This is a genomic window from Kribbella sp., assembly GCF_035655035.1.
In the GTDB taxonomy this organism is placed as follows: domain Bacteria; phylum Actinomycetota; class Actinomycetes; order Propionibacteriales; family Kribbellaceae; genus Kribbella.
Genome location: NZ_DASRVN010000297.1, coordinates 1 through 9,956 on the forward strand (window position 1 = coordinate 1; position 9,956 = coordinate 9,956).

Annotated in this window: 12 protein-coding genes and 1 pseudogene; 12 read left to right on the forward strand and 1 reads right to left on the reverse strand. The window is 68.9% G+C overall.

The annotated features are described in order from the left end of the window. From VFF46_RS17190 to VFF46_RS17240, 11 genes are all read left to right on the forward strand, one after another. A partial coding sequence (locus tag VFF46_RS17190; RefSeq protein WP_325038139.1) for a phosphoribosyltransferase occupies nt 1-277 on the forward strand: 277 nt, incomplete at its 5' end. Nucleotides 278-451: 174 nt separating this feature from the next. After that, a complete protein-coding gene (gene ftsH / locus VFF46_RS17195; protein WP_325038140.1) occupies nt 452-2,503 on the forward strand; it encodes an ATP-dependent zinc metalloprotease FtsH in 2,052 nt (683 codons plus the stop codon). A gap of 71 nt (nt 2,504-2,574) precedes the next feature. Further along, the gene (gene folE, locus VFF46_RS17200; protein ID WP_325038141.1) at nt 2,575-3,147 is read left to right on the forward strand and encodes a GTP cyclohydrolase I FolE; all 573 of its coding nucleotides are present in this window, start codon (nt 2,575-2,577) and stop codon (nt 3,145-3,147) included. Between the two features lie 136 nt (nt 3,148-3,283). After that, nucleotides 3,284-4,414, forward strand: a complete 1,131-nt coding sequence (locus VFF46_RS17205) for a S1 family peptidase (protein ID WP_325038142.1) — start codon at nt 3,284-3,286, stop codon at nt 4,412-4,414. 103 nt (nt 4,415-4,517) lie between these two features. After that, nucleotides 4,518-5,315 (forward strand): dihydropteroate synthase, encoded by a 798-nt coding sequence (gene folP / locus VFF46_RS17210; protein ID WP_325038150.1) that lies wholly within the window; start codon nt 4,518-4,520, stop codon nt 5,313-5,315. Then, nucleotides 5,312-5,797 (forward strand): nuclear transport factor 2 family protein, encoded by a 486-nt coding sequence (locus VFF46_RS17215; RefSeq protein ID WP_325038143.1) that lies wholly within the window; start codon nt 5,312-5,314, stop codon nt 5,795-5,797. The genes folP and VFF46_RS17215 overlap by 4 nt, the downstream gene beginning before the upstream one ends. Next, nucleotides 5,794-6,183: a dihydroneopterin aldolase gene (gene folB, locus VFF46_RS17220; RefSeq protein WP_325038144.1), complete on the forward strand. Its 390-nt coding sequence runs from the start codon at nt 5,794-5,796 to the stop codon at nt 6,181-6,183. The genes VFF46_RS17215 and folB overlap by 4 nt, the downstream gene beginning before the upstream one ends. Further along, nucleotides 6,180-6,737: a 2-amino-4-hydroxy-6-hydroxymethyldihydropteridine diphosphokinase gene (gene folK, locus VFF46_RS17225; protein ID WP_325038145.1), complete on the forward strand. Its 558-nt coding sequence runs from the start codon at nt 6,180-6,182 to the stop codon at nt 6,735-6,737. Before folB ends, folK begins: the two co-directional genes overlap by 4 nt. A 2-nt stretch (nt 6,738-6,739) precedes the next feature. Beyond that, nucleotides 6,740-7,249: a DUF3180 domain-containing protein gene (locus VFF46_RS17230; RefSeq protein ID WP_325038146.1), complete on the forward strand. Its 510-nt coding sequence runs from the start codon at nt 6,740-6,742 to the stop codon at nt 7,247-7,249. A gap of 95 nt (nt 7,250-7,344) precedes the next feature. Continuing rightward, entirely contained in the window at nt 7,345-7,701 is a 357-nt protein-coding gene (locus VFF46_RS17235) for a hypothetical protein (RefSeq protein WP_325038147.1), read from the forward strand. A 21-nt stretch (nt 7,702-7,722) separates the two neighbouring features. After that, nucleotides 7,723-8,562 (forward strand): inositol monophosphatase family protein, encoded by an 840-nt coding sequence (locus VFF46_RS17240; RefSeq protein ID WP_325038148.1) that lies wholly within the window; start codon nt 7,723-7,725, stop codon nt 8,560-8,562. Here VFF46_RS17240 and VFF46_RS17245 read toward each other — a convergent pair. Further along, nucleotides 8,482-9,669, reverse strand: a complete 1,188-nt coding sequence (locus VFF46_RS17245) for an NADH-quinone oxidoreductase subunit D (protein WP_325038149.1) — start codon at nt 9,667-9,669, stop codon at nt 8,482-8,484. The genes VFF46_RS17240 and VFF46_RS17245 overlap by 81 nt on opposite strands. Nucleotides 9,670-9,695: 26 nt before the next feature. On the opposite strand from VFF46_RS17245, the pseudogene VFF46_RS17250 reads away from it, so the two are divergent. After that, nucleotides 9,696-9,956: pseudogene (locus tag VFF46_RS17250) on the forward strand (hypothetical protein); the annotation flags it as partial.

Consider the following 9,956-nt stretch of genomic DNA (forward strand, 5'->3'; position numbering starts at 1 on the left):
CATCAGCGGCCGGCACGTGCTGATCGTCGAGGACATCATCGACACCGGCCTGACGCTCACCTGGCTGGTCAGCAACCTGCAGTCCCGCGGCCCGGCCTCGGTGGAGATCTGCACCGCGTTCCGGAAGCCGGACGCGGCCGCAAAGATGGCGGTCCCGGTGAAGTACGTCGGATTCGACCTGCCGGACGAGTTCGTCGTCGGGTACGGGCTCGACTACGCGGAGAAGTACCGGAACCTGCGCTGCGTCGCGACACTGGCGCCGCACGTCTACTCCTGAGCCCCGCTACCGGGCAGACTTGGCGGCAGCCTGTACAACGGGTCGCACCCGTCCTTTCGTGACCCTCGTGGTGTGTTGTCTTGTGCGACACGAGACACTTGGACTGGTGTTACCGTCACAAGCCCGCATACCCGGGCCTGCCGAGCTAGGAGGGACGGGGCCTCGGCCCCGATCATGGACGTGAAGCGCATCTTCCGCGGACCCCTGTTCTGGATCGTCGTCGCCTTCCTGGGCGTACTGGTGATCGGGCAGCTCCTGACCGGCTCGTCCGGGTACAAGACCGAGTCCACCGGCCAGGTCGTCCAGCTGATCCAGCAGGCGAAGTCGTCGAGCGACAAGACGATCAAGTCCGTGACGCTGAACAACCCGGACGAAGAGATCCAGGTCGAGAAGACCGACGGCACCAAGATCCAGGCGCACTACGTCGACGGCCAGGGCCAGAGCCTGGGCAGCGACATCCAGAGCCTGTACCAGGACGGCAAGATCGAGAAGTACGACGTTGAGAACCCGAAGCCGAGCTTCATCGGCCAGGTGTTCTCCACGCTGATCCCGTTCCTGCTGATCGCGGTGGTGTTCATCTTCCTGATGAACTCGATGCAGGGCGGCGGCTCGCGAGTGATGAGCTTCGCCAAGTCGAAGGCGAAGCTGGTCACCAAGGACACCCCGAAGACCACGTTCTCCGACGTCGCCGGTGTCGACGAGGCGATCGAGGAGCTCGGCGAGATCAAGGAGTTCCTGCAGGAGCCCGGCAAGTTCCAGGCGGTCGGGGCGAAGATCCCGAAGGGCGTGCTGCTCTACGGCCAGCCCGGTACCGGCAAGACGCTGCTGGCTCGTGCGGTCGCCGGTGAGGCCGGGGTGCCGTTCTACTCGATCTCCGGTTCGGACTTCGTCGAGATGTTCGTCGGTGTCGGTGCCTCCCGGGTCCGGGACCTGTTCGAGCAGGCCAAGACGAACGCCCCGGCGATCGTGTTCATCGACGAGATCGACGCCGTCGGCCGGCACCGTGGCGCGGGTCTCGGCGGCGGCCACGACGAGCGCGAGCAGACGCTGAACCAGCTGCTGGTCGAGATGGACGGCTTCGACGTCCGTGGCGGTGTGATCCTGATCGCAGCCACCAACCGGCCGGACGTGCTGGACCCGGCGCTGCTGCGGCCGGGTCGGTTCGACCGGCAGATCGCCGTCGACGCGCCGGACCTGCCGGGCCGGACGCAGATCCTCAAGGTGCACGCCCGGGGCAAGCCGATGGCGCAGGACGTCGACCTCACCGCGGTCGCCCGCCGGACGCCGGGCATGACCGGTGCCGACCTGGCCAACGTGCTGAACGAGGCGGCCCTGCTGACCGCCCGGTCGAACGCGCAGCTGATCGACAACCGCGCTCTGGACGAGGCCATCGACCGCGTGATCGCCGGTCCGCAGCGCCGGACCCGGCTGATGTCGGACAAGGAGAAGGTGCTCACCGCGTACCACGAGGGCGGTCACGCCCTGGTCGCCGCGGCGCTGCCGCACTCCGACCCGGTGCAGAAGGTCACGATCCTGCCGCGCGGCCGCGCGCTCGGCTACACGATGGTGATGCCGGACGAGGACAAGTACTCCACCACCCGCTCCGAGATGCTGGACAAGCTGGCCTACATGCTCGGCGGCCGGGCGGCCGAGGAGATGGTCTTCCACGACCCGACCACGGGTGCCAGCAACGACATCGAGAAGGCCAGCGGGCTGGCCCGCGCGATGGTCACGCAGTACGGGATGACCGAGCGGCTGGGCGCGATCAAGTTCGGTCAGGACGGCAGCGAGCCGTTCCTCGGCCGCGACTTCGGCAGCCAGCGGAACTACTCCGAGGAGGTCGCCGCGGCGGTCGACGAGGAGGTCGGCAAGCTGATCCTGAACGCGCACCAGGAGGCCTTCGACATCCTGGTCGAGAACCGGTCGGTCCTGGACCACCTGGTCGAGGAGCTGCTGGAGAAGGAGACCCTGGACAAGCACCAGATCGCCCGGATCTTCGAGCCGGTGATCATGCGCGAGCGGCGGCCGGCCTGGACCGGCTCTTCCACCCGGGTGCCGTCCGACCAGCCGCCGGTGATGCCGGTCCCGACCCCCGCGGAGCAGAACGGGCAGAACGGCCACGAGGGCTCGCTGTCCGACGTGCTGCCGGGCGGTTCGGTCGGCCCGGACGAGGCGATCCGCCCGCCGGACTACGGCAGCGGCCCGACCCCGCCGAGCCACCAGTAAGCGTCGTCGCGAACGCCGCCACCCGGATCGGGTGGCGGCGTTTTCGTGTGCCCGGCAGGTAGCGTTCCAGGGTGACGTCACCGAAGTTCGACCATGCGCGCGCCGAGCGGGCGGTCCGCGAGCTGTTGTTCGCGATCGGCGAGGACCCGGACCGGGAGGGGCTGCGGGACACCCCGGCGCGGGTGGCCCGGTCGTACGCCGAGATCACCGCCGGGCTCGGGCAGGGCGCCGAGGACGTGCTGACCACCACGTTCGCGCTCGAGCACGACGAGATGGTGCTGGTGAAGGACATCGAGGTGTGGAGCCTGTGCGAGCACCATCTGGTGCCGTTCACGGGGGTCGCGCACGTCGGGTACATCCCGAGCCGGGACGGGCGGGTCACCGGGCTGTCGAAGCTCGCCCGGCTGGTCGACGTGTACGCGAAACGCCCGCAGGTCCAGGAGCGGCTGACCACCCAGATCGCCGAGTCGCTGGTGGAGATCCTCAAGCCGCGCGGCGTGATCGTCGTGATCGAGTGCGAGCACCTGTGCATGACGATGCGCGGCGTCCGGAAACCGGGCGCCAAGACCATCACCTCCGCCGTCCGCGGCCAGCTCCGCAACCCCAGCACCCGCGCGGAAGCGATGAGCCTGATCGTCGGGTGACCCCCCCGTAGCCCGTGACCCCCTGCGGTCGTTGAAGTTTGAGAGTGCGGGACTATGGACATTCTGTCGCTGAGCGTTTACTTTCCGTAGTGGTGCTTGGCCAACGGGGACCAGGTGCCGGTGTGAGGAGGACAGGATGTCGGGGCGTTTCCGGATCGGCGCCGCACTCGCCGGGGTCGTCGCCCTGACGGCCACCGGGCTGGCGGCGGCGAACTGGGCCACCGCGGACACGCGGGTCAAGACCGCGAAGCCCGCGAATCTCACCGTCGACCCACTGGTCGCGGAGACGCTGGAGGCGGAGCTCGGCTCGGACTCGGGGGTCGTGGGCAGCTACTACGACGACGCCGGCGAGCTGGTCGTCGCGGTTTCGAACCTGTCGACCGCCGAGCTGGTCCGCCAGATCGGCGCGATCCCGCGGCTGGTCAAGTACACGGCCCGCCAGCTGAACGCCGTACAGGACGAGCTGAACCACGTCGCCACCACGTCCAGCGCCGGCAAGGTGCGGTCCTGGTACGTCGACCCGATCACCGGGACCGTCGTCGTGTCGGTGCCGAAGAACGCGCACGACTCGATCACCGACCGGTTCCTGTCCCGCGCGGAGGCGAACGGCGACCAGGTGACGGTCCGCCGGGTCGCCGGCACGATCCGGACCACCGCGGACGACTTCAGCCTGCGCGGCGGCGTCCAGGTCGACAAGAACACCGGGTACGTCTGCTCGCTCGGCTTCAACGCCCAGACCCGCCAGGGCGCCCGGATCTTCCTGACCGCCGGGCACTGCACGTCCGGCAAGCCGTCGTTCTCGCGGAACGGGTACATCCTCGGCAACACCTACACCTCGATCTTCCCGGGCAGCGACTTCGGCTCGGTCGGCGTGATCGAGGGCTGGGACCAGCAGGGGTACGTCGAGGGCTGGGGCAACGGCAACGTCGCGGTCAAGGGGATCGCGGACGCCACCATCGGCTCGACGCTGTGCAAGTCCGGGAAGAGCACCGGCTGGACCTGCGGCCGGATCGTCGCCCGGAACGTGACCGTCAACTACGGCAACAACCGGGTGGTCCGGGGCCTGTTCCAGCACACCGCGTGCGTCGAGGCGGGCGACTCCGGCGGCGCCAACATGACCGGCAACTACGCGCAGGGCATCACCAGCGGGGCGGCCCTGATCGACGGCCAGTGCCTGGAGAAGTACGGCCAGACGAACGAGTCGTACTCGCAGCCGATCGGCGTGGTCCTGCAGTCCACCAAGTCCCGGCTGATCCTCGCCAACTGACCTCTCTGTAGGCCTTGGGGGTGCGGGCTACTACGGTGTGTGGGTGAGAACTGAGCCGTGGGGTCACGTCGACGGGTTGCCGGTGCTGGACCGGTGCCTGGTCATGGGCGTGGTGAACGTGACACCGGACTCGTTCTCCGACGGTGGCGAGTGGTTCGAGCCGGCCGCCGCGATCAAGCACGGCCGGGAGTTGCTGGCCGAGGGCGCCGACCTGCTCGACGTCGGCGGTGAGTCGACCCGCCCGCGGGCCGTGCGGCCGTCGCAGGAGGAGGAGCTCCGCCGGGTGATCCCGGTCGTCGAGGCGCTCGCCGCGGAGGGCGCGATCATCTCGGTCGACACCATGCGGGCCCCGGTCGCGGAGCTGGTGCTGGACGCCGGCGCCACGATGATCAACGACGTGTCCGGCGGCCTGGCCGATCCGGACATGCTCCCGCTGATCGCCGACCGCGGCGCGCCGTACCTGTGCATGCATTGGCGCGGGCACTCGCTCGACATGCAGAACAAGGCGCAGTACGCCGACGTGGTTGCGGAGGTGATCGCCGAGCTCGCCGAGCGCCTCGAGGTGCTGAGCGCGGCCGGCATCGACCTGAACCGGGTCGCGCTCGACCCCGGGCTCGGGTTCGCGAAGAACGCGGAGCACAACTGGGAGATTCTTCGCCGGTTGCGGGAATTCGCCGTACTGGAAAGACCGTTGCTGATCGGTGCGTCCCGGAAGACGTTCCTCGGTAGGCTGCTCGCCGACGAGCAGACCGGTGAACCCAGACCGGCCGTACGACGAGACGACGCGAGCGTGGCCGTATCCGCCCTGGCCGCCGCCGCGGGTGCCTGGTGTGTCCGGGCGCACGCGGTGGCACCGAACGTGGACGCGGTCCGGGTGGCGAAGAGATGGGGAACGGTATGACGGATGCACCACGGCAGGGCACCGGAGGCGATGCTGCACCGAAGAAGTCTGCCAGTGCTACCGTCGAGGACGCCGTACTGAATGCGAACACCGCCTTCTACAACGCGTTCGAGGCCGGCGACCTGGATCTGATGGCGGCCGTCTGGCTGCCGGATCCGGATCCGGTCTGCATCCATCCGGGCAACGCGGCGATCTCCGGGTACGCCGAGATGATGCGGGCCTGGGCGATGATCTTCGCGAACACGCCGTACATCCAGTTCTTCCTGACCGACGTCCAGGTGCGGGTGGATGAAGACGTGGCATACGTCACGTGTACGGAGAATGTCCTGTCCTCTGGTGAGGGTGCGCCGGAGGAGGGGTTCGCTGGTGGGAAGGCGCTCGCGACCAACGTTTTCCGCAGAACTTCCGCCGGCTGGCGGTTGTGGATCCACCATGCCTCCCCGGTACTGTCGTCTGGGGGCCAATCGGAGGAGGCGGAATGAGTGGTCCCATGTTTCCGCCTGACGTGATCGAGATCCGGGGCATCCGCGGGTTCGGGCGCCACGGGGTGTTCGACCACGAGCGGGCCGACGGGCAGGAGTTCGTCGTGGACGTCCGGCTGGAGCTGGACACCCGGCCCGCTGCCGCCTCCGACGACCTGGCCGACACCGTGAACTACGGGGTGCTCGCCGAGCAGGTGCACACCGCGATCGAGACCGACCCGGTGGACCTGATCGAGACCCTCGCCCAGCGCATCGCCGCTGTCTGTCTTGCCGACGAACGGGTGACAGCGACGGCCGTGACCATCCACAAACCCTCGGCGCCGATCACGGTGCCGTTCGACGACGTTGTCCTGACCGTGCAGCGCAGAGCCGGAGAATCCTCGTGACTGAGACCCCTAGCCCCCACGTCATCGACGCGGACACCTTGAGCGGAGGCCTCAAGCCGATCCGCCAGCTGATCCTGTCGCTCGGCAGCAATCTCGGCGACCGGGAGGCCAACCTGCAGGGCGCGGTGGACGCGCTGCGGGACACCCCGGACGTCGTCGTGGTCGAGGTCTCGCCGGTGTACGAGACCCAGCCTGTCGGCGGCCCGGACGAGTCCGGTCCGTACCTGAACATCGTGCTGCTCGCCGACACCACGCTCGGCGTCGACCTGCTGCTGGAGCGGGCGCACGCGGTCGAGGAGGCGTTCGGCCGCGAGCGCAGCGTGCCGGGCGCGCCGCGGACCCTGGACATCGACCTGATCACCTACGGGCAGAAGACCATCGAGACCGAGGAGCTGACGATCCCGCATCCGCGGGCGCACGAGCGCGCGTTCGTGCTGGCGCCCTGGCTCGACATCGAGCGGGACGCCGTACTGCCGGGTCACGGCCCGGTGGCGGAGCTGCTCGCCAAGGTCGGTACCGACGGTGTGACCAAGCTCGACATCGAGCTGCAGTAGTGGTGTCCGGCGGTACCGAGCCCGGCCGGGCGCCTCAGCAGGAGCCGCCCGAGGGCTCGGTGCGGCCGACGTCGCGCCGGCTGCTGGTCGCGATCGCCGTCCTCGGCCTCGCGATCGGCCTGACGCTGGTGAAGGTGGTCGAGTCCAGCGGTGGGGTCGCCCCGACGGTGTCGTTGCTGACCCTGATCGCCTGGCTGTTCCTGGCCGCGCTGCTGTTCGTCGCCGCCCGCAACACCCATCAGCGGATCCAGGTACGCCGGGAACGGATGGAACCGTCGCGGGCGGTGTTCCTGTTGATGATCGGGAAGGCGAGCGCTTTTGTCGGCGCGTTGTGCACCGGTGTTTACGCAGGGTTCGCGTTAAGCTTCGTGCAGGCGATGGGTTCCTCAGGACCTCGTAACAGAGTGATCATGGCCGGTGCTGCGGCGGTGATCTCGGTGCTGGTCGTCACGGCCGGATTGTTGCTCGAACGGGCGTGTCGTATTCCCGATGACCCCGACGAGAGCGCCTAACATGGCGACCCATGGGGTCAAGGGGTAGCCGCCGTCGAACCAGGACCACAGTTCTCACCGTTGCCAACGCATCGCTGATCGTTGTCTGTCTGGGTGTGAGTATCGCGCTGTTCTCGCAGAACGCCTGGATTCTCCGGGCCGCTGCGATCGCCGCCGCGCTGGTCGCGGTCGCGGGCGCGGTCCTGTTCCGGCACCAGTTGCTGGTCGAGCGGCTGGCCCATTCCGACGAGCGCGCCCAGGTCGCGCAGGAGTACTCGCGGATCACCAGCGCGCGCGTGGTCGAGAACGCGGAGTTCGTCGACCTCATGCAGCGCCGGCTGGACAAGATCGACCAGCGCCTGGACAAGATCGACGAGGAGGTCGCGACCGTCGTCGCCGCGGGGGACAAGCACTCCCAGGCCGACGCCCCGACCGTGGTGGACCTCAAGCTCCGGGGCCTCGCCGCCTCCTGAGCACCCTGTAGGTTCGGCCGTGTGGATCTCGCCGAACTGCTGAAGGTTGCCGAAGCCGCCGTCGCCCGCGGGCGGGCCGTCACCGAGTCGATGGCCCCGGGGGTGCTGACCTCCAAGGGCGACCGGGACATGGCGTCCGAGGTGGACTTCGCCGTCGAGCGCGAGGTCCGGGCGTTCCTCGAACGCGAGACGCCGGACATCGGCGTCCTCGGCGAGGAGGAGGGCGGCGCGACCGACGGGACGCGCTGGGTGCTGGACCCGGTCGACGGGACGGTCAACTTCATCCACGGCGTACCGCTGTGGGCGATCTCGCTGGGCCTGATCCACGAGGGCCGGGCAGTCGCCGGCGTGATCGACCACCCGGCGCTGAACACGACGTACGTCGCGGCCGAGGGACTGGGCGCGACCTGCAACGGGACGCCGATCCGGGGCAGCGAGTGCGCCGAGCTGTCCGAGGCATTGGTTGCCGTGGGCGACTATGCGGTCGGCCCGAACGCGGAGCAGGCGAACACCGCCCGGGTCGCGCTCACCCAGCAGCTGTTCCCGCGGGTCCAGCGGCTGCGGATGATCGGTACGGCGGCCACCGCGCTGACCTGGACGGCGCACGGGTACTTCGACGCGCTGATCATGTTCTCGAACAAGCCCTGGGACACGATGGCCGGCGTGTCGATCTGCCGCGAGGCGGGCGTCACGGTCCTCGACCTCGACGGCACCGACCACGCGCCCGAGTCGCGCGGCGTCTTCGCGGTCAGCCCGCACCTGAAGGACCAGCTGCTCGACCTACTTGTCGATGTCGCCGACCACGAAGAACATGCTGCCCAGGATCGCGATCATGTCCGGGATGATGGTGCCGGGGAGTAGCGCGGGCAGGGCGGAGATGTTGTTGAAGCTGGCCGAGCGAAGCTTCAGCCGCCACGGGGTCTTGTCGCCGCGAGAGACCAGGTAGTACCCGTTGATGCCGAGCGGGCTCTCGGTCCACGCGTACGTCTGGCCCTCGGGGACCTTGAGGATCTTCGGCAGCCGGACGTTCACCGGTCCGGCCGGCAGCGTCATCAGCTTGTCGAGGCAGGCGTCGACCAGGTCGAGCGACACCTTCACCTGTTCCAGCAGTACGGCGAACCGCGCGAAGCAGTCGCCCTCCGGACGGGTCACCACCCGCAGCACGTCCTGCAGGTCGCCGTACGCCAGGTAGGGCTCGTCGCGGCGCAGGTCCGCGTCCACCCCGGAGGCACGGGCGATCGGGCCGGAGACGCCGTACTGCGCGATCAGTTCGGGGGCGAGCTTGCCGACGCCGACCGTCCGGGCGCGGAAGATTTCGTTGCCGAGGATGATCTCCTCGATGTCGGGCAGCCGCTTGCGGACCGCGGCGGAGGCGGCGCTCGCGCGGCCGAGCCAGCCGTTCGGCAGGTCCTCCTTCAGGCCGCCGATCCGGTTGAACATGTAGTGCATCCGGCCGCCGGACAGCTCCTCCATCACCGCCTGGATGGTCTCGCGCTCGCGGAACGCGTAGAACACCGGCGTGATCGCGCCCAGCTCGAGCGGGTACGAGCCGAGGAACATCAGGTGGTTCAGCACCCGGTTCAGCTCGGCCAGCAGGGTGCGCAGCCAGACGGCGCGCTCGGGGACCTCGAGGTTCATCATTCGCTCGACGGCCAGCACCACGCCGAGCTCGTTCGCGAACGCGGACAGCCAGTCGTGCCGGTTCGCCAGCACGATGATCTGCCGGTAGTCGCGGACCTCGAAGAGCTTCTCGGCGCCGCGGTGCATGTAGCCGATGATCGGCTCGCACCCGACGATCCGCTCACCGTCCAGGGTCAGCCGCAACCGCAGCACCCCGTGCGTCGCCGGATGCTGCGGACCGATGTTGAGCACCATGTCCGTGGTCGCCAACTCCGAGCCGGCCCCGGTGCCACCCCGCTCGAATCCGGCAGCACCCGCCCCGACTCCGACCACTCTTTCCGTGCTCATACCCCCTATCGTGACAGGCTGGGGGCGTGGATGACCTCTTCGCACCCTCGGATGTCAGTTGGACGCCGGTCTCGCCGAAGCTGGCTACGTTGCGCCGGCTGAACGCGGCGATCATGGCGGGGCTGGCCGCGATCGCGGCGCTGCTCGCGCTCGGGCTGACGGTTGGCTGGCTGTACGGCGTGCTCGCGGTGGTGGTGATCGCCCTGGTCTTCGTCTGGGCGTGGATCCTGATCGGGCGCAACCAGCGGTCCTGGAAGTACGCCGAGCGTGAGGACGAGCTGCTGGTC

Excerpts from the sequence above, each read along its gene's own strand:
- VFF46_RS17215 (WP_325038143.1), top strand. The coding sequence starts at position 5,312 with ATGACGGATGCACCACGGCAGGGCACCGGAGGCGATGCTGCACCGAAG.
- ftsH (WP_325038140.1), top strand. The coding sequence starts at position 452 with ATGGACGTGAAGCGCATCTTCCGCGGACCCCTGTTCTGGATCGTCGTC.
- folP (WP_325038150.1), top strand. The coding sequence starts at position 4,518 with ATGGGCGTGGTGAACGTGACACCGGACTCGTTCTCCGACGGTGGCGAG.
- VFF46_RS17245 (WP_325038149.1), bottom strand. The coding sequence starts at position 9,669 with ATGAGCACGGAAAGAGTGGTCGGAGTCGGGGCGGGTGCTGCCGGATTC.
- folB (WP_325038144.1), top strand. The coding sequence starts at position 5,794 with ATGAGTGGTCCCATGTTTCCGCCTGACGTGATCGAGATCCGGGGCATC.
- VFF46_RS17205 (WP_325038142.1), top strand. The coding sequence starts at position 3,284 with ATGTCGGGGCGTTTCCGGATCGGCGCCGCACTCGCCGGGGTCGTCGCC.